Raw genomic sequence first — 18,780 nt, 5'->3', positions numbered from 1 at the left:
CTGGACGACTGGGGGCTGGAAGGCTTTAAGGGAAAACAAATCACCGACCTGCTGGATGTCATTGAAGATCGCTATGAGCGACGCAGTACCATTATCGTCAGCCAGCTACCGGTATCACAATGGTATGAACTGATGGATAACCCGACCGTGGCAGACGCATTGCTTGATCGACTTATCCATAATGCGCATCGGTTGGAATTACAAGGTGAATCGCAACGCAAAAAAACACTAGCAGGTGACGCCTAAATCACGTAAAAAGAAAATCATGCGAGGTGAGAATTAACTTGTCCGGACGACACCGGAACGCTTGTCCGAATGATGCCGGAATCGCTGTCCGGATAGACCGAAATACGCATCCGAAACATGCATTAGCGTCTATCGGTGCTGCGGCACTGGTTATGAGCTCTTCTGCGCTTGCCCAGGATCAAATTGAGTGGAGTGGCTTCGGCAGCATCGCCGCTGGCATGACAACCGGCAGCGACGACCAGCTGTTCGGCTACGATAACGACTTAGATTTTAATCCGGGTAGCTTATTCGCTCTACAGGCTAAGGCTAACTTGTCTGACAAGCTCAGTGTCACTACGCAAATTATGTCGCGCGGCTCTGAGGACTTTGATCTGGGAGTCGAGTGGGCTTATTTGCAGTATCAACTAACTGACTCTGCGAGCATTAACGTCGGTAAATTGCGTCTGCCTTTTTACATGTATTCTGACTACCTCGATGTCGGTTACAGCTACCACTGGCTTCGCACGCCTCAAAGCGTTTATCGCGTGCCTTTCGACAACTACACCGGTGTAAGCTTTCAGCACAATGCGTTTGTTGGTGACTTCACCTTTAACACGCAAGTTGTTGCCGGCAATATGCAGGACGACATTAACGTTATAGGTGGTGAAACAGCTGAAGCTGAATTGAACAACCTTATCGGCTTCAATACCAGCGCGATATACAGCAATTTGACCATGCGTGTTGCCTACTACCAAACCAATGATGCGAATATCAGTACTGACACTTTAACAACTGATATTAATGGACAAGAAGTCAATATCGGCGATTTCCTTGATTCACTGACTCTTGCTGGTCTGGAAGGTGTCGCCAACGAGCTCGATGCCTCTGAAGACAAAGGCACTTTCGCTGGTGTTGGCGTTATGTACGACAACTTCGACTGGTTTGTTGGTGCTGAATACACCGAATTAGAACTGGAAAATAGCTACGTTCCTAAACAGCGTTCTGCCTATTTAACTGCCGGAAAGCGTTTTGACAGCTGGGCGTTACACGCAACTTACGGCAAAACTGACGATAAAGTCATGAGCCCTGAACGTTTCACTGTGCCAGATCCTCAGTTACAAGCGTTTGTTAATCAGGCAGCCAATATCGTTGTTACTGAAACAGCGTACACCTCTATTGGTGTTAACTTCAATATTGCCCCAAGCGCGGTTCTTAAGTTTGATGTTACCCACGCTGACGACAAGTTAACCGACGAATCTGATGTATTAGCTTCAGCTGCCGTTCAATTTGTATTTTAAGGAAGTATGATGAAAAAGTTAGCCGTATTTCTCATCGTTTTGTTCGCCGGTATGCTGAGCTTTTCAGCCTCAGCGAACAACGGCGTCGTCGTTTCTCAAACAGAGATTAACGAAGAGTCCATCGCCCGAATTTATTTAGGTCAGTCGCGTGTTTTAACAGGCGTTAACCTGCCTGAAAGCTCAGCCACGCGTAAAGCGTTTGAAACCAAATTGGTTGGCCAGACAGGCAATCAGTTAAAGCGTCACTGGGCTAAGTTAAAATTCACTGGCCGTGCAACACCACTTGATACGTTAGACAGTGACGATGCTGTCATCGAGTTTTTGAAAAGCAACCCTCAAGGTATTGGGTATGTTTCTGATAAAAGCAAAGTCTCAGGTGACTTAAAGGTTATAGCGACCTTCTAAATGGCTTAAGCCCTCAGCCTCCCCGCTGAGGGCCTCTTTTTTATTGAACTGCGTAAGTCACCATACCGCCTGCTAACCAAAGAACACTGACTACACACAAAGCATTCATTACTTTATCCCCAACAGACGACCCGCCGTGGTCATGATGGTGATGGTGTTTGTGCTCTTTTTGCTTCTTACGCCAAAGCACAACCATGACAGCGCTAAGTAGTAAGAAAATAATATTCAGCACAAAACCATAATTGAGTTTGAAATGTTCTTGCTTAGCTGGTGAGGACCATTGAGACGCATCGGGTAAGGCATCAAAGGCCAACAAGCCGTAATGCATAGCAAGAGACGCCGCTACCAGGCAAATAAAAAGCATTAAAGCAATGTACAGAGCCATTTTCCAACCATAGTAACGCGCATTAATTTTCAGCACTGGCAGCACAATTAAGTCAGAGAAAATGAATGCCATAACACCCGCAAAGGCAACTCCTTCGCCAAACAGAACAGCTGCCAGCGGAATGTTCCCCATGGAACCTATGAAAGTGAAAAACGCGGCAATAGGACCTACAACAGCCTGCTGCAATAATGACCAGAAACCTGGCTCGCCTTGAGTACCCACACCAATAAACAGCCACTCGAAGAAAGCACTGGGCACAAAGGCAGAAATAACACCAGCTACGGTAAAGCCGATAAGTACATCCTGCCAGACCATCTGCCATTCCATAATGTACTTTTGCCCGACTTTTTGCCAGGTATCCGCACTTAATAAATCGGAAAGCGTTGTTTCATGATGGTGCTCGTCTTCATCATCTTCCTCTTTACGCGCACTTTTAATCAGCTTTTTGGGGTTGGTGAGCGTTATGAATAACCAAACGAACAGAATGAGCAGCAACCCGCCGACGTATTCACCAACGACAAACTGCCAACCCAGAAAAATAGAAATGACAAACCCCAGTTCAATAACCAAGTTGGTAGAGGCCAGCATAAATGCCATAGACGCACTGAACGCCGCGCCTTTGTTAAATAAAGCTCTGGTGGTTGAAAGTGCAGCGAAACTACAGGAGCTAGAAATAAAACCAAAGAAAGTACCCAGCGACACAGACTTTAAGTCATTACCGCCCATTGCCTTGCGCATTCTTCGTTTGGTAATGAGCACTTGGATTAAGCTACTGATCAAATAACCTAATACAAACGCCCATAACGCCATCCAGAAAAAACCAAGGCTGGTGTACGCCGATTCGCCCCATAGCGATATGAAGTTATCCATAGCGGCTCCTTAAAACGAAAAACCCAACTACCTCACAGTAGTTGGGTTCTTTAGAAAGGTCAAATTCAGCAGGTAGATATGTGGGCGTACATTAAAGATTTAAACTTTTTGTCAATAAAACCGTTAATTGCAATAAAAAAGCTTTTCTATCTAACATTAAAGATCTTAAAAATTTATTGCCGTTAAGATAAGTGCCTAAACAATAAAGATCTTAATTTTCATTTAGCGCTTTGTAGACAATGAGGTATGTAAATACTCAGAAACCGGCAGGGGTTATCAAACTTCAATTTCCACGCCCGGGAGGATGAAGTCCTACGTCCTTGCCTAAGGCTTCTACGAGCTTAGTACGTGCTTCTTGTAATGACTCTGTACTTATTTTTTCCAGAGTTTTAGAGTCATCATGCTTTTCTCCGATGCTTTTACTTAGCAAGGCATAGTCAATTGCGTAAACAGCATGTTTCAGCTCGTCTTTGCTCATTTTATCAATCATATAATAGCTCCTTCCTAAAACGAAAAAGCCCGGCATAAGCCGGGCTTCGAGAATTTTATGTTTTTAAACCCACCAAGACTCATCTCTCTTGATAAAACTCATGATGTAGCTCCTCTCCTTTACAGTAGGCCTGTTAAATATATCAACCTTCCCCACATAGCACAAGTCGCTTTAAGTCCGGATCTGTCTTTGCCTTGTTTACATATCTTGACTCTAGCTCACACGCTTCCCTTAGTAAGTGTTCCGCACGACTCTGGTTTCCGCTTAGATTCAAGTAACATGCATAGTTATACTTTACTTTTGCCAATAAAGATTCATTTTCGCATTTCTTTGCTTCTTGCTCAGCACTTTTAATCTCGTCTGTAGCCTTGAGCAAATCTGTTTCACTAGAAGAAATCCCCCATAAGCGCTTATATGCCAATGCATTCAGCGTGTGTATTCTTGCAAGTTCTATGCAGATATGCGTCTCAAGCTCACCCGTAGCGACTGTAGATGACCGAACGGATTTCAGTTCTCTTCTTGCAGTCTGAAGTTTCATTAAAGCCTGACTGCCAACTTCATGAATCTCTCGACACATTTCATAAATACGTTCATGGATCATTTTCAGGTCGCCAGATACGTCGTGGTTCATTTCCTTCTTGGATGCTTCGTCGCACGATGCCGTAAGGTTAATCATCACAGAGCTTAGCCTAGCAATAAGGCCTTGAGATGTTAATAAATCTCCGAACGCCATATGCACTGATTTATGCTCATCAAGCTCGTCAACCTTCTTCTTAAGTCTCATCTCTGTTTCTTCAATTCCCTCGAGTTTCTTGGAATATGAATCTACAAGCTTATCTAGCCGTCCATGATTAACCACTACAAAAATTGCGCCACCTAAGAGAATTGTAAGAGAAAAACCAAAACTTGCTAGGGCTAAGCTCCTATTCGAGCTAAAAGCAGTACTCATCAACTCTTGCTTTGATTTAATTCCCTTGATAGATAGCATCCTATCTATCTCAGAGGCCGAAACTACAAGCTTATCCTGAACGGCAGGGCTTGCCTCTACTTTCTCTTCGTTACCTGGGTCTGTTTCAACCTTTTTCGATACAGCAGCTTCTTGACCTAAGACACTAAAACTTAGTACAAGAAGAACTACGGAAACCATTGCCTTCATACATTGAGCCTTCAAACTTTTAGGAATCTGGTGACAGCGAGCTTAGCTTTTTTAATTTACGTAGCTCACCAAAAGTAATGTCTGGTTTGAAATTGGCTTTTCTCAAGCTATCTGAGTGGACAATAATCTCCGAGCCTTTACACTTCGTTTGAGCCGTGTAGGTGAGACCAAAGGGCTCTGGTTGGAACTCTGAATAAATTCCACATATCTCAGGCGTATCGTCGTATGTAACTATCCATGGTTGTACCAACCTCACGATGCTTTCATATAACCGATAATGATCATCGTGTTCAAAAAAGTTCTGGTAAAGCCCTTTGCCTTTTACGTAATAAGGAGGATCGATATTAACAAACGCCTGCCCCTCGATATCGGGGATATGCTCTTCAATAAAAATCGTTGCATCTAGGTTGCTAAGCCTGACATCAGCTCTCCGTTCTCCTATAGCTACAATCCTTTCTATTAGCTTCTCTTTATTAAAACGGCAGTCGAGCTTGTATGCTCCTTTTTGCTCTAACCCGCCAATCACGCCACCTTTTAGTATTCCTGATCTATTGGTACGGTTTAAAAATAGCGTAGCGAACCCAAGACGAAGAAAGTCTTCTGGCGATTCGCGATAAATTTCTCGCTGTCGAAACCACTCATCAATAGTTATCGGTGTAGTTCTTATCAGCTCACAAAGCTCTTCCGTTCTATATAAGGAGCTATACCAAAACGCGTGAATGGCTGGATCTAAATCGTTTATATAAATCCTGTTGACATGTCCATTCAATAAAAGATACCACGCAATGGCAGCCCCCCCAGCAAATGGCTCCACATATGCGCACCCATCCAGCTTATTAAGCTTAAGGGTTTCAAGCACATAGGGCGTTAGTTTCGACTTACCCCCTGGGTAGCGCAATGGCGAAAAAAAATTCATATTTCTCTCAACTCGACTAATACCTCCAATAGAGGAGATAACATATCCCAAAATCTATTTAGGAATTGAGGCTCTACTTTGTGAACCTTCGTACCGTGAATGTATTCATTCAAAGTATTTAAACTATAATCGTTGCTATTGTTTAACAGCTGACCAATAACCTTGTTTGCTTCTCGGTCATCTATAAACTCACCTCGCAGCACATTCAGTTTTTGCTGTAATGTGACTTCATGATAGCCTTTTTTTAATCGTCTGGCCACCTCGCCAGTGAAGTCATTGCTCTTGATAAAATCATCGACCGAGAGTTCTAAAAAAATCCTTAGGGAGGCGGCCGCTACGTTTGAATATCTTTTCACCGGAAGCCTACCTAATTCATCGAAGAGCGCATTCAATTTATAGCTTTTTGAGTTGATAGTGTGGTATTTGTCGGTAAACTGACCGCGTTTAGGATTTCCTTTTAATCTGTCTTTTTTGTCAGGTTTTTCATCATCGCTTTGTTGCTGTTCACTCTCTTTATCGTTATCACTCTTCTCTTGCTCATCAGCTACTGGTGCTTCATCTTCCTCTTCTTCACCTTTCGGCTTTACCTTGGGAAGGTATTCAAATATTTCTTGAAATTTGCTGTCTATAGTCCTGGTATTTACGGAGTATCCAAGTTCATTGTCTTTGCTGAAAGTTAGCTTTAAAAACTCAGCGTAAGCTTTATAAAAGCTGCTCAGGTTAGCATCTATATTAACTTCTGAATCGCTAAACTTAATGTGCCAAGCTTCTCTGACTTGGCTGTTACCAAACCACCTTTCTATCACTGTCATATTAATTCGATGGCTGTAAACTTTTTCCTTCTCATCTTCTGTTAGATGGGCTGTAACCCCAGGCCGAGTCGCCATATCCCGAATCTTAACGTATCGCAAGGAATCTAGGATAGCGGCACGTTTAAATCCAGTAATGGCAATGGTTTCCTCCAAATCCTGACCTACCGAATCATAGACATTTATAATGAACCTTTGTTGTTGCAACCTCTGCCATCTTATTTGGTTAGTGGCTGTGGAATGTCTCTGAAGTATATACCACCTGGCGTCTTCAAATGATGGTGCCAGACTTACTTTAATCTTCTCAATGTCATCTCTATCTATCTGTCGAGCAAGCGATACAACCAGCTTTCGGATCGGCATAGGAGCTTTCTCAGGTGATCGTAGAAGCTTCAATGCTGTTACCCGTCGATTTCCCTCCGCTACAGCAAATCGCTCATCGTCATCTTTCCACACGACAACAGGATCGAAAGACACAAACCCCCGTTTCGCAATTGATTTTAAAAGTATAATGAAGTTTTGTTTATCACTGGGGTCTGAAATAAGCTCTTCGGCATAATCTCTCACAGTTACCAGCTTACTGGATGGATCGAGACGAGGGTTTTCATTCCATAATTTTAAATTATCAACTGATCTTAGAACCCTATTTTCCCACCACTTTGTGTTTTCGTTAGACATCAAATCTCCCATGGAGTTTTTATTTTTCTTCCCTAGGTTGATAAAGTAATTTAAATAAAGGAAAACCACAAATTTATCACAAAATTATAAACCGATAATTATAGTCTTATTAAAAAACTGAGTGCCCAGTTAGTAATCGCATCGGCTGGAATGTTTCCCTGTCCCGATCCGGCATTCCTCGGATGATTAACGCTCGCTATACTCTCTCTATTAAAGTTTTCATTTATTAAGCTAGCTGGCCAACTTAGTTTTTTTGAAGTTACTCCCATAACTAAAGTATCCCAGACCTCATAGAGCTTTGATGAACTGCAACTAAAAATCTTAGATGAAAGTTTGCTAACACCATCCGATGTATCAACCTCCAAAATATACGCATGCCGCCCCTCAAAACTCACCTCAGCGCAACAAATGACCCTGGGCTCACCGTTCTTCAACAAATGCTTTTGGCCTCGTCCTGACTGCGGCAGAGCTTTTGTTTCTTTTGATAGCAAAGTCACTCCATTCTTCTGAAGTAGTTCCAACATGTGATTAAAGGCCTCAAAGCGACTCTCACACATTCGGCTTAAATCTGTCGCGTCATTAGGCCCTGTAAAATCAGCAGCGGGAAGTTTCCCGCCTTCCGTAGGTTCGTCGGTGCTGACCTCTTCGCTGGCAACCTCATTTGGTTCAGGGTTCAAAGCCCCTGTGTCACTCTCGACTACCTGATTCACTTTGGCGGTTTGGGTATGCCCAAGGAAATTAATGGTGTGGATGTCGTTTCTCAAAATGACAGGTTCGTTATTATTCGATGCGGTTTCGTCATCATTAATTTCATGCTCATCCGGACGCTGTGTCCACGGAGACCCGTTCGGTGTGCCTCCGGTTGATTTATCTTCATAGCGTTTAAATGAGTCGTGCTGGAACAACACTCTATCCGGCAAGCTTCCGTGAAAGGTTAAATCCGTAATTTCTTCCACAAAGAACTTATTGCTGGCTTCATCCGCTCGACCATGGAAGGTAAAAGACCAACCAAACATTTGAGGCGGTTCAAATGAAAACGTCCACATTTCCCAGCCGTTATTCACTCTGGAGAACTGCTTATAGTACCGAAAAATGCTTTCAAATGACTTACGAGCATTACGATCTATCAAAAGCCAGGCTAACATCCGTCGGGTACCGGCATCATCAAACGCTTTTTTTGGAAAGGTGGATAGCTTTAAGACATTAACAATCACTTTTCCCTCGTTTAAACGCTCCTGAACGTCAAACTCATGCGTTAATGTTTCAGAGGTAAGTGCCGCCCGGCACAGGTATCCGGAGTGTAAAAACAAAACACGCGCAAGCTCTAGCTGTGGAATAATAAAACTTGGCTTCCCTTGCGTTTCTACTAGGAACCCTTTTTGACGCGCTTCTGCTTTCGCTAATGAGGCGTAGGCAAACTCCGGAAACTCGTTCAAATTGCATTCACTAATTATTGAATCCCGGGTGATTGAACACGAAGCTCTGTCCCGCTTAGGTTTTTCACCTATGGCGTTCAGCACCCGCCCCCGGGCAAGCATGGGTAAGTTAGAGAAGGCAGCATGACGCTTATTCTGTATCGGACTCAACCAAGCATTAATACGCCAGTATTTTGCTGTCGTGCTCCGGAAGAGATCGCCTAGATGCAGCAGTTCCGAATTGTTCTCAATATTTTTAAACCTAGTGTCTGACACGAAGAATAACCTCTCTTAAAAAGTCATTAGCTTCATCAGTAATCCGTTCGATACTCAACCCGGCCAGTCGCAACAGACGCCAGTGAGCCAGCTCTTCATGCTGACGCAGAAGTTGGTAAGCAGCGTAAGTCAATCTTCTTATTTGATAATCCGTTATGGATTCCGAGTAAGTATCGAGACAGTGATCGAGTATTGGGAGCTTGGTGAGCTTTTTAGCAGATGAACGGCCATGAGGAAGGTGGTTAATCAACCAAAGTTTAGATAACCGGGGAGAGCTTAGATCAGAGTCCTTTTCTGCTATAAGCTCTAAGCATCGCCGCGTTAATGTTAAGTCACGGTAATGCCAGTTTATCGGTTTATGCCCGTTACGTTTCCGCCTCCTGCCTGCATTAAAGTCTATTAACCATTGCCTATCATGCCGATAAAGCCATGCATAAACGCCTCCTTCAGCACGCCTCGCTTCCTTTATTTCTAATCGACGCAGTAGTGATTGCCACTTCGCTCGATAGATATCGACTTGCCCTTTGGTCTTTTGCTTAACAAGACGGCGAATAGGTACAGCCCGCTTTTTCTTTACTTCATGGATCGTTTCCGCGACCGTCCCCTTCAATTTTAATGCTTGCCATACCATTAAGTGCTGCAAGGCACTGAATGATTTCCGGTGCTTACGGAAAATAGTTTTCAGCCAGTTCGTGTCATTTTTGACGTCAAAGTCTAAATTAAGCTCTTGAAGAGCAGAGCTCGGAAAGCAGGACAGCAATGCTTCTGCTATCTGCTCATGGTCTGCATAACGCCCTCTGGTCATTGCGTTGTCAGCCGCTAATGCCTGATAAAAAGACGTCCATTGATCAAATGACGCCGACTCCATTGCCTGTAGCGATAAGACCTCGTTTGCTGATGAGCACAGCTTAAGCAAGCCCGGGTAAACTTTACCAGTTACTTCTGACTCATTTTTTATAGTGGTGGGACACAAAACGTAGGCGTGTCGATGCTCTTGCCAACTTTCCGGTAAATTCTTCAGGCATGCGGAACATACGCAGGTATTGAGTCCAGGAATAAACCACCGTCTATCCCAGAAGGTTTCTCCGTAATCCCTTATTTGATTTTCCATACAAGAAGGGCAAAGACGAAAGTAGTTTACCGCTTTTACTCTGGATGCAGCGACACCGAGCATCATATGAACCGCACCATTGCTGAACCCTGACATTAGTTTTATCGCACGCTGTCGAATTGACTCGGGTACGAACGGTGCATAAAAAGGGAATAGGGTATGTTGGTAAATCAGTTTTTCAGCAGAATATTGGCCTGCTCTTGCCAAGTGTTGGCTAATCTTCTCAATGTGGCTGGGTAAATCTAACGTTGATATCACCTTACGGTTGCCAAAGACTTCATCGAGCAACTGCTTAGGGCTGGAAATGGCTTCATTAACGCCTGTCCTCGCTATGACACTGTAAATCAGCTCATTAGGATAGGGGACAGGAACACTCGTCATTTCAGCCGACCTTATCCATCCATTTGTTCATCGGAAATATGAGGCCAGACGATTTAAGCGTTTCATAAGCTTCGTCTTTAGAGCTGCTTTGCGAAGATAAAAACCTCAGGTCTTCTGTAGCTAGTGTATGCCACTCGTCTTTTTTCAGGCGCTTGGTCTTTTGCTTTTTAGGCGCCGCTTTTACGTCATCATGCTCTGGAGCAGATAACCACGACGATACAATGGGCAATAGTTCCTGAAGCGATGCGTCAGGATGCTCATTGAAAGCGCGTTTAACCGTTTCAAGAAGCAGAGAGCTATCATCGTATCCAAACTGACTGAGCATCATATACAGCCGCTTTTCATCATCCGAAACAAGCTCATCCATTTCATCAGAGGCAATCGACGCTTCATCAATCTGGGACTGTAATTCAAGTAGGCGTTTATCCGTATCCTTTAACCTAAGATCTGAATACTCCGCAATTTTTTCTATGTCATTCGAGCGAAGCGCTGCCAGCATAGGATGCACCGGACCTAATTCATCCTGATATACTTGTCGCAATAAGCCCGAAGTAATGCGTTCTATTCCCGTCGCTATGGCTCTTAATTGCGCTAAAACAAATAACTTAACCACAATATCCAACACGCCCTGGCTTAAGTCGTACCAGGTGTTTCTGATGTCATCAGTCAGCAGCTCATCGCGATGTTTGAGCCATTGGAGTTTCCAAAGCTTGTTAGTGAATGCGTGCCATTCCCCCGGGCGACCATTTGACTGATATTGTTTCATTGGCTCCCAGAAAATCGCGCCAAATCCCGCACTGCGTCTTGCTGAACGCAAGTCGACTTCAAATATTTCTTTTGCTTTGGGCGTGCCAACAAGAACAACCGGCAAGCCGATGGTATTCACCAAAGTTACAAAGAAATTCAGCATTTTTTCAGAGCACCTGACTTTGATCGGCTCAAATGCTGGATCTCATCAATAATAAGAACGCCCAGGGCATGCGAATTAGCAATTTGAGCCATAATGGCCAGCATGTTCTCTACGCTGTGGCGCTTCATACCGTAACGTTGTTCATAGTGCGTATTTAGAACTCGGTCTAACGCCCTAAAAAAGTTCTGGCAAATGCCTTTAAGAGAACCATCAAACGAACAATCAACTTTCAGATAAACCACCTGCTCAAGGTTATAATCAGGATGGTAAATGACTTGGGGGTAACCAGAGAGCACCCGGCCGATGGTTGTCGTTTTACCACTGCCGGAGCAACCAATAATCGACATACTTTGAGCGGTTGATTTCACTTCATCAAAGCGAAAAGCCGATAGGTCGCCCGTTAATAATCGCTCGTAGCCGTTCTGAAGGTGCTTTTGTCTTGATCCATTTTTTGGATTGCGGCCAACATAACCACCACGGATCATAATGGACAGCTTCTCTTCCAGTTGTACGTGTGTTGATAGCGGTTGAAAGAACTCATCTGTGAGACGGCTAATTGAGTGGGCTCTGACGTGTCCCGAAGCAAGTAAGTCTTCCGGTCGACAATGAGCATCAATTTTCAAAGACTCAGCAATATTTTTTACCGACTTTATCGGTGGTAAAGCCTCAATCAGAGGGTTGCCACGGTAACTTTCCACACCGGTATCATGATAACCGGCGGTTATTGATTCAATACCATCAAATGTCATGAGTTCGGCTCCGAGTCATCACCAAACAGCTCTGACAGATAATCAGGGTAATCGTAAGTCTCGTCATTTGAGTGCTTAATAGGAACCACTTTTGCCGGTTCTTTTTTATTATCCCGTTCAGGGCGAACTGCCGTATCCCGACGTTCTTGCTCTCTGGCTTCCGCTTTATTTTTCTTTATGTTGCGAATACGCTCAGCATCACTGCTTTTTGATCCACTGCCACCCTTGGTTGCTTTTTTAACCTTATCTTCGATAAGCTGATCAAGTTCCCGGGCTTTAGGCGCGTATCCTTGTTCAGCTTTTGCATGAGCACCTTTAATGATTTGCTGCCTCTCCCAAACTTGCTTCCAGGTAAGATCTCGAAACTCACGGCTTCGAGTCGATAAATCACAAGTCCAGAACAGTTTCTTACCCACTTCCGGAAACAAGTAAATATGGTTAGCGCTTCCCGGGTCGTAAGCAGCCATAAGGCCTTTCGGCCTTTTAACGGATGAATCCCGATGCATCCATCCGGCTTCAATCAGCTCTCGGCCTGTATATGTCAGCCCCCAGAGTTTTACACCTTGCTCAGAAACGGTAACTTTCTTCCTGGGTAATAAAACGACCCGGGCAAGGTTCACGTCGACATTCCGAAGTTTTCCAACACGGTTCTGAATGCCCCAGTTCCATAGGTGAATAGGAACTGACGGAACCTCTTCTGGAATATCCGCTGCCCGGTCATACTTTTTCATGGGTTTATGCAGGTTGTGATTAATGATGGCATTAAGCATTATTTCAGTGAAGTCGTTCATCGAGATTTTAGCTTCCGCACGATAATCACTCTCACCATGTTTTTTGATCCGATTGCCTTCAACAACACCCGGTAAATATGGCTTGAAGGTGCCCTGAATAGTCTTAAAAAAGCGCTCCACTATCCCTTTAGCATCACCACGGCGGGGCGGCGCACTCTCCAGCCGGACTCCCAGTCCTTCAATCAAGTATTGAGCCTGATGGCTCATTAACTCACCTCTGTCGGCAAGAACAACATCCGGCAAACCAACTGACGGCCAACCCTCCGGTGAAATATCCATGCCGAACTTCTTGCACACTTCGGTTTTATCGCCAAAACTGGACGTTAAAGCCTTCATCGCAACCACATAAGACGGGTTATCTACGCCAATATAAAACCCCGTTACCATTCGACTAAAAACATCAATCACCATGTATATGGTTGGTCGCCCGATGACTTTCTCGGAATCGTCATCATCAACCAGGTAGATGTCAGCAATTGTCGCATCAATCTCGTAACGGCTCCCCGGGCCTAGTGCTTGCTCGGTTGCTGTGCCGTGTAACGGCCTAACATCTTTGCGATAGTTGGTCACAGGTGTTTGCGCTATAAGCTTGTCGGTTTTTTCATATTCACGAAGATAAAAATGCTGAAACTGTCGATAGGTTGGTATCTGCTCTTCACTGGCATCTGGGTTTGCGAACTTATAAGCTGAAGCAAACTTACGGTACGCATAGCTGACAGACATATTCTTGTCGTTAAGTAACACCGTTTCTATAGTACGTCGAAACAGTCGCCGTATATCATCATTTAACGGCACTGTATTTCCGGGGCTGTGTATTCGACGTTGCCCGGGCGTTTTGTCTTTAAAGTTTCGAGGCTTACCGGCCGCACCAGAGTTCTTAAAGTCGGGAAGCAGCGCATTTTTAAGCTGCCCTCGTTGCCAGTACCGTCTCAAGTATTTGTAGAGTGTGGGAACACTGACTTCTGATTCTTCAGCGACACGTTTAAGCAGTGCGGCGCGCTCTTTCTTAAAATACATTTTTTCATCTGAGATAATGTCCTTTATTGCCTGGTAGGCTTTTTCACGGTGTTTGTAGTCAGAGCTATCTTCTTCCGGCGTCAATACCTGGAGTTCAGCGAAAGGGTCATCAACACGAATGAGTTGGCCGGAAGCAACTAAGTCCTCAAGCACATCAATATATTCTGAGGTGGGTATTCCTTTATTCTCATCAATGCACAACCAAACAAGCCGGGTGCTCTCGACGAATAAGATGCGGTACCGCTTGTTGTCATATTCAACAACATCATTAACTCGCCACATTCACCGCACCTCCCAAGCTCTCTAACTCGTGACACGTAAAATCTTTTCCACTCAGTTTTCTGAATGGTTTTCTGACATCAAACGTAATAACCCGGGATGCACAGAGCACCCTTAAGTCATAAAGTGATTCGCCCAGATCAAGGTCATAAGCCCGGTCTATGGCTTTACACAGCTCAATAATATTGAGTCCCGGGTTATCAGCGACTGCCGCCTTAAACATCGCCAGACTCGACGCCGTGATAACCTTGTCACCCGACTCGAGCTCTCCTTTAACAACATACAGCCAGTCAATATTTGCCTTGGCTACTGGATCAATTTCACGCTCAGTAACGAGATACCAGGGAAGTTCCTTTTGCTTCCAGTAACGACGTTCAATTTCTAACTTTTCGACGATGCGAGCATCATCAAGGCTATCTGTGTACTTGGCTTGTAGCACGAATTTGGGCTCTAATTTGTCTGTGGAATCTACTAAAAAGTCTGACGACATGACCGTATCGACGCCATTGTTGGCAGGGTGAGGTAAATTATTTTCCCGGGCAATATCACGCGTGTTATCGCGAATAAGGGGAAATTGTTCGCGTATGTCGGTAACGAAAGGGTTGTTATCAAGCAACAGGAAAACGGCAAATTCGAGATCAGAAAGTAGGTGGTGGATGCGTTTGGTGAGATGAGAGTAGACCTGCCGGGATCGGCCTAGAGATGGAAGTTCATCGACTCGCACCCAAGGGCTGTAATCCGCGCCGGAGCCAGATCCGCGTCCTTCCTTTATTCTTTTCGCAATCTGCGTCTCGCTCAGCGAGTATTTTGATTTTGCCATGTCATCAACTCGATCTGCTTTGTTTCAGCATAACCGAGTTACTCGGTTTATCAAACTAAGTCGTTGATGTTGCTAACTCAGCTATCTTTCTCATTTCATGTAGCCATATATCTACCGCAAGAGCTCGTTTAGCAGGATTAAATTTCCAAGCTACTTCAGTAGGCCTGCTTATAGCGGCACCAGAATAGTGTCGATTTAAAAGCTTAACATCTAGAAAAGTCTCTTGGTTTTTATGGGCACAGGCATTTCTGATAATTTGAAGCTGTTTGATATTATGAAAGCTACCATAAGCTGTTGATAGTTGCTGCTCATTACTTGGTTGGACTCTAGAGATAATTCGAAGAAATACATCAAGATCTCCCCAAGTAGGTTCCTTTCTCATCAAGAAGTTCAAATGGCCTCGGGGAGTTGTATTGTTACCAAAAGCACTTTGCTTAGCCTCATAGCAAAGCCTTTGCCAAGACTTCCCTGCCGCAATCCCTGTAATCAAATCACCATTACGCGCTTTAGTTCCCCAACAAGAGCTCAGGAACATGGTTCGGTTAAACTTACACCAGGACTGCCACATATCTGAAAGAAGAACTTCGGTTAGGTAGTTAAACTCCCATTTTGAAAGCTTTCTCCTCTTCAGATATATCTCATCGGCTCTCGATTTATAGGAGAAGCACCGTGAGTTAAATTTTTTGTAAGCTTTAGCTAAATGCATTACTAGTGAGTTAGCACATCACAGAGCACTTTGAACCTAGCTCTTCTCTGGGGAGCTTTGGTAGTACTAGACATACAAGCTTTCACATATACTTTGTGCTCACCGTCTTCATCCTGATTTTCATGAGCGCTCGCAAGCTCCTCAAGTTTCGGTAAGACTCGTTCCTTATCAATTTTGAATTCCAGATCGGGCCTAACATCAGTAAACTGCTCTACTCCAGGAAGCCCAAACTTGCAATGTGTATACGCACAGAACAGTGAGTTCAATGCATAGGATTTCATCATGAAGGTGTCGTACAATGGTTCGAAATCGGTAGCAAGAACCTGGAAGAATGAGTCGATTACTTCGTAATAGTAGTCAGAATGTGGAAATTCTTTCTCGTACTTTTTATATAGTTTTTCTATTGAGGAAGCCGACTTTTGCACTATTCCTGATTCTAAAGCCAAGATTAGATCGGCAATAAATTCAGAGTCGTGCATTCTTGCTAACTGCTTGGAAGTAAAGACTTTTAGACCTTCAAGGGCTGGTGAGTACTTATCTGACATTTCTACCACAAACCATTTAAATGCTCCCTGATAAGTAGCATGTCTTTTCTCGGCGGCAGATAACGGAGCCGTGTAAGCATTTATTCGTCTAAACATTTCTAGAAGTTCAGAGCGTTTCGCTGACAGTATGGTTGAGACCTCAATCTGATACGAAATAAATCGTTGCTTCGCATCATCATCCAAATCTTCGAACTTCATCCCCTTATAATCACGTGAAGCCGACGTTAAGCGGAATTTATTTGAATAGAAATCTATAATTGTGGTTAATCGCTGTTGACCATCTACCACCTCTTTTATTGGTCTGTTAACCATTTCATTAAATATTTGATATAAATATATTTTAGGGAATGGGTAACCTTCCAATATGGTATCAATAAAATACGATCTGGCAGAGTCAGGCCAAAGACCTGAGCCTCTTTGGTACTCTTTATTGATAAGAACTTCTTTTCGTTCGACTTGCTCAACTAAATCAATAAGTGTCACTTGCCCTAAATTTAAATGCATCTTGAATTCTCTATCCGGTTTATTCACAAGAATCTTATGTGAGAATATATTCTAAAATTTATTACGAGCATTAGTTTGGACAAGAAAGCATCAAAAAACAACTAACAGCAACCACTACAATTTAACAACTTTAATGTCTCATTTAAGATCTTTAATGTTTATTAAGAACTTTAATGTACGCCGACAAGATACAGTCTTAAAAATCAATATCTTACTCAACAGTAACTGACTTAGCTAAGTTCCTCGGCTGATCCACATCCGTACCTTTTATCAGGGCTACGTAGTAAGACAGCAGCTGCAAAGGAACGGTGTAGACAATAGGAGCTATCACTTCATCGCAATGACAAACGTTCAGTACGTTCATTGTGTCATCACTCTTGAAGTGAGCATTTTTGTCGGCAAAAACGTACATCAAACCGCCGCGAGCACGCACTTCTTCAACGTTCGATTTCAGCTTTTCCAGTAAGTCGTTGTTTGGTGCCACGACAATAACTGGCATTTCTTCGTCAATAAGTGCCAGTGGACCGTGCTTTAACTCACCAGCGGCGTAAGCTTCAGCATGAATGTACGAAATTTCTTTGAGTTTCAGCGCGCCTTCCATTGCTATCGGGTATTGATTACCTCGACCAAGGAATAAGCTATGGTCTTTATTCGCAAAGTCCTGAGCCAGCTCTTCAATTTCATCGGCTAATGCCACCGCTTCTTCCAGCTTGGTTGGTAAGGCTTGCAGTGCATGAACAACTGCTTCTTGCTGTTGCTCTGGCATACCTCGGTATTTACCAATACCTAAGGTCAGCATTAATAGACCAGTAAGCTGGGTTGTGAAAGCCTTAGTCGACGCCACACCAATTTCAGCACCGGCGCGCGTCAAAAAGGCCAGGTCCGACTCGCGCACCATAGACGAAGAGCCTACGTTGCAAATGGTGAGGCTGCCTTTATAGCCGAGTTCTTTCGACAAACGCAGTGCCGCCAACGTATCCGCCGTTTCACCACTTTGAGAAATGGTGACTAATAAGCTATTCGGATGGACATAGGACTTGCGATAACGGAACTCTGAGGCAATTTCGATATTGCATGACACATTGGCCATAGATTCCAGCCAGTAGCGGGCAACCATACCGGCATGATAACTGGTGCCACAAGCGACAATTTGGACATGTTCAATATCCTTCAGAATTTCCGCTGCGTTCTCACCAAAGGCGTTATCCAACACGGTGGTTTCCGACAAACGGCCTTCCAGTGTATTACGAACCGCTATTGGCTGTTCATAAATTTCTTTCAACATGAAATGGCGGTACTGGCCTTTACCACCGGCGTCATAGCTGACATCAGACTCGACCACTTCGCGTTCTACTGAATTGCCTTCTGTATCGTAAATGGCAATATCTGTGCGGTTGATATCTGCGACATCGCCTTCTTCCAGGTAAATAAACTGGCGGGTAACCGGTAATAAGGCCAACTGATCAGAGGCGACAAAGTTTTCACCAATGCCAACGCCAATGACCAATGGGCTGCCCGAGCGCGCAACGACCAAGCGCTCAGGGTGCTTAGTATCCATAACGACAGTGCCATAAGCGCCTTCTAACTGCCGAACAGCTGACTTAACCGCATCTAATAAGTCGCCCTTGGTTTTGCGCTCATGGTGAATTAAGTGAGCGATTACTTCGGTGTCAGTCTGCGAGTTAAAAACATAACCTTCAGCTTTAAGCTCTTCTCGCAGGCGTTCATGATTTTCAATAATGCCGTTATGCACTACAGCAATTTCATCTTCAGAGCGGTGAGGGTGGGCGTTTGCTTCCGTTACACCACCGTGTGTTGCCCAGCGTGTGTGCGCAATGCCTATAGTGCCGTCTAGTGGATTCTGTGCTATCGCATCTTTCAGTTCCTGGACTTTACCGGTTCGTCTAACACTCTTTAATTCGTTATTGGCATCAATGACAGCAACGCCTGCTGAGTCATAGCCTCTGTATTCAAGACGTTTAAGACCTTCCAACAAAATACCGGCGACACGGCGTTCTGATGTTGCACCTACTATACCGCACAT

At 44.2% G+C, this 18,780-nt stretch carries 17 protein-coding genes; 3 read left to right on the top strand and 14 right to left on the bottom strand.

What is annotated here, in order from left to right; all coding sequences use genetic code 11:
- The 3 genes from BLT32_RS12015 to BLT32_RS12005 all read left to right on the top strand — a co-directional run.
- Positions 1-246: ATP-binding protein (locus BLT32_RS12015; protein ID WP_176764961.1), on the top strand; the 246-nt coding region annotated here is incomplete at its 5' end.
- Between the two features lie 38 nt (positions 247-284).
- A complete protein-coding gene (locus BLT32_RS12010) occupies positions 285-1,523 on the top strand; it encodes a porin (protein ID WP_143020970.1) in 1,239 nt (412 codons plus the stop codon).
- A 6-nt stretch (positions 1,524-1,529) separates the two neighbouring features.
- Positions 1,530-1,928 carry a type 2 periplasmic-binding domain-containing protein gene (locus tag BLT32_RS12005; RefSeq protein WP_143020969.1) on the top strand — a complete coding sequence of 133 codons (399 nt, stop codon included), beginning with the start codon at positions 1,530-1,532 and terminating at the stop codon, positions 1,926-1,928.
- Positions 1,929-1,968: 40 nt separating this feature from the next.
- On the opposite strand, the gene BLT32_RS12000 is transcribed toward BLT32_RS12005, so the two are convergent.
- The 14 genes from BLT32_RS12000 to glmS all read right to left on the bottom strand — a co-directional run bounded on the left by BLT32_RS12000 (position 1,969) and on the right by glmS (position 18,780).
- On the bottom strand, positions 1,969-3,183 hold the full coding sequence (locus tag BLT32_RS12000) for a permease (RefSeq protein WP_053954507.1): 1,215 nt from the start codon (positions 3,181-3,183) through the stop codon (positions 1,969-1,971).
- Between the two features lie 283 nt (positions 3,184-3,466).
- On the bottom strand, positions 3,467-3,673 hold the full coding sequence (locus BLT32_RS11995) for a hypothetical protein (RefSeq protein WP_053954506.1): 207 nt from the start codon (positions 3,671-3,673) through the stop codon (positions 3,467-3,469).
- Positions 3,674-3,815: 142 nt separating this feature from the next.
- Positions 3,816-4,829, bottom strand: coding sequence for a TPR end-of-group domain-containing protein (locus BLT32_RS11990; RefSeq protein WP_053954505.1), 1,014 nt, complete (start codon positions 4,827-4,829; stop codon positions 3,816-3,818).
- Between the two features lie 19 nt (positions 4,830-4,848).
- Positions 4,849-5,745 (bottom strand): DNA adenine methylase, encoded by an 897-nt coding sequence (locus BLT32_RS11985; RefSeq protein ID WP_053954504.1) that lies wholly within the window; start codon positions 5,743-5,745, stop codon positions 4,849-4,851.
- Positions 5,742-7,232, bottom strand: a complete 1,491-nt coding sequence (locus BLT32_RS11980) for a ParB/Srx family N-terminal domain-containing protein (protein ID WP_161802663.1) — start codon at positions 7,230-7,232, stop codon at positions 5,742-5,744. Before BLT32_RS11980 ends, BLT32_RS11985 begins: the two co-directional genes overlap by 4 nt.
- Before the next feature lie 98 nt (positions 7,233-7,330).
- On the bottom strand, positions 7,331-8,923 hold the full coding sequence (locus BLT32_RS11975) for a Tn7-like element transposition protein TnsE (RefSeq protein WP_053954502.1): 1,593 nt from the start codon (positions 8,921-8,923) through the stop codon (positions 7,331-7,333).
- Positions 8,910-10,415 carry a TnsD family Tn7-like transposition protein gene (locus tag BLT32_RS11970; RefSeq protein WP_053954501.1) on the bottom strand — a complete coding sequence of 502 codons (1,506 nt, stop codon included), beginning with the start codon at positions 10,413-10,415 and terminating at the stop codon, positions 8,910-8,912. The genes BLT32_RS11975 and BLT32_RS11970 overlap by 14 nt, the downstream gene beginning before the upstream one ends.
- A gap of 1 nt (position 10,416) precedes the next feature.
- Positions 10,417-11,325, bottom strand: coding sequence for a hypothetical protein (locus tag BLT32_RS13165; protein ID WP_425311134.1), 909 nt, complete (start codon positions 11,323-11,325; stop codon positions 10,417-10,419).
- Complete coding sequence (locus BLT32_RS13160) at positions 11,319-12,074, bottom strand: ATP-binding protein (protein ID WP_425311133.1); 756 nt, start codon at positions 12,072-12,074, stop codon at positions 11,319-11,321. The genes BLT32_RS13165 and BLT32_RS13160 overlap by 7 nt, the downstream gene beginning before the upstream one ends.
- On the bottom strand, positions 12,071-14,164 hold the full coding sequence (locus BLT32_RS11960; protein WP_053954500.1) for a TnsB C-terminal domain-containing protein: 2,094 nt from the start codon (positions 14,162-14,164) through the stop codon (positions 12,071-12,073). Before BLT32_RS11960 ends, BLT32_RS13160 begins: the two co-directional genes overlap by 4 nt.
- Complete coding sequence (locus BLT32_RS11955; protein ID WP_053954499.1) at positions 14,151-14,981, bottom strand: heteromeric transposase endonuclease subunit TnsA; 831 nt, start codon at positions 14,979-14,981, stop codon at positions 14,151-14,153. Before BLT32_RS11955 ends, BLT32_RS11960 begins: the two co-directional genes overlap by 14 nt.
- A gap of 55 nt (positions 14,982-15,036) precedes the next feature.
- On the bottom strand, positions 15,037-15,687 hold the full coding sequence (locus BLT32_RS11950) for a hypothetical protein (RefSeq protein ID WP_053954498.1): 651 nt from the start codon (positions 15,685-15,687) through the stop codon (positions 15,037-15,039).
- A gap of 2 nt (positions 15,688-15,689) precedes the next feature.
- Entirely contained in the window at positions 15,690-16,763 is a 1,074-nt protein-coding gene (locus BLT32_RS11945; protein ID WP_235444017.1) for a DUF262 domain-containing protein, read from the bottom strand.
- A 184-nt stretch (positions 16,764-16,947) separates the two neighbouring features.
- Positions 16,948-18,780, bottom strand: coding sequence for a glutamine--fructose-6-phosphate transaminase (isomerizing) (gene glmS, locus BLT32_RS11940; RefSeq protein ID WP_053954496.1), 1,833 nt, complete (start codon positions 18,778-18,780; stop codon positions 16,948-16,950).

It is taken from the genome of Idiomarina zobellii (genome assembly GCF_900100855.1).
GTDB lineage: Bacteria > Pseudomonadota > Gammaproteobacteria > Enterobacterales > Alteromonadaceae > Idiomarina > Idiomarina zobellii.
This window is presented reverse-complemented; position numbering and strand designations above follow the sequence as displayed.

Excerpts from the sequence above, each read along its gene's own strand:
- glmS (WP_053954496.1), bottom strand. The coding sequence starts at position 18,780 with ATGTGCGGTATAGTAGGTGCAACATCAGAACGCCGTGTCGCCGGTATT.
- BLT32_RS11960 (WP_053954500.1), bottom strand. The coding sequence starts at position 14,164 with ATGTGGCGAGTTAATGATGTTGTTGAATATGACAACAAGCGGTACCGC.
- BLT32_RS12000 (WP_053954507.1), bottom strand. The coding sequence starts at position 3,183 with ATGGATAACTTCATATCGCTATGGGGCGAATCGGCGTACACCAGCCTT.
- BLT32_RS11950 (WP_053954498.1), bottom strand. The coding sequence starts at position 15,687 with ATGCATTTAGCTAAAGCTTACAAAAAATTTAACTCACGGTGCTTCTCC.
- BLT32_RS11985 (WP_053954504.1), bottom strand. The coding sequence starts at position 5,745 with ATGAATTTTTTTTCGCCATTGCGCTACCCAGGGGGTAAGTCGAAACTA.
- BLT32_RS11995 (WP_053954506.1), bottom strand. The coding sequence starts at position 3,673 with ATGATTGATAAAATGAGCAAAGACGAGCTGAAACATGCTGTTTACGCA.
- BLT32_RS12005 (WP_143020969.1), top strand. The coding sequence starts at position 1,530 with ATGATGAAAAAGTTAGCCGTATTTCTCATCGTTTTGTTCGCCGGTATG.
- BLT32_RS11980 (WP_161802663.1), bottom strand. The coding sequence starts at position 7,232 with ATGTCTAACGAAAACACAAAGTGGTGGGAAAATAGGGTTCTAAGATCA.
- BLT32_RS11970 (WP_053954501.1), bottom strand. The coding sequence starts at position 10,415 with ATGACGAGTGTTCCTGTCCCCTATCCTAATGAGCTGATTTACAGTGTC.
- BLT32_RS11955 (WP_053954499.1), bottom strand. The coding sequence starts at position 14,981 with ATGGCAAAATCAAAATACTCGCTGAGCGAGACGCAGATTGCGAAAAGA.
- BLT32_RS11990 (WP_053954505.1), bottom strand. The coding sequence starts at position 4,829 with ATGAAGGCAATGGTTTCCGTAGTTCTTCTTGTACTAAGTTTTAGTGTC.
- BLT32_RS13165 (WP_425311134.1), bottom strand. The coding sequence starts at position 11,325 with ATGCTGAATTTCTTTGTAACTTTGGTGAATACCATCGGCTTGCCGGTT.
- BLT32_RS13160 (WP_425311133.1), bottom strand. The coding sequence starts at position 12,074 with ATGACATTTGATGGTATTGAATCAATAACCGCCGGTTATCATGATACC.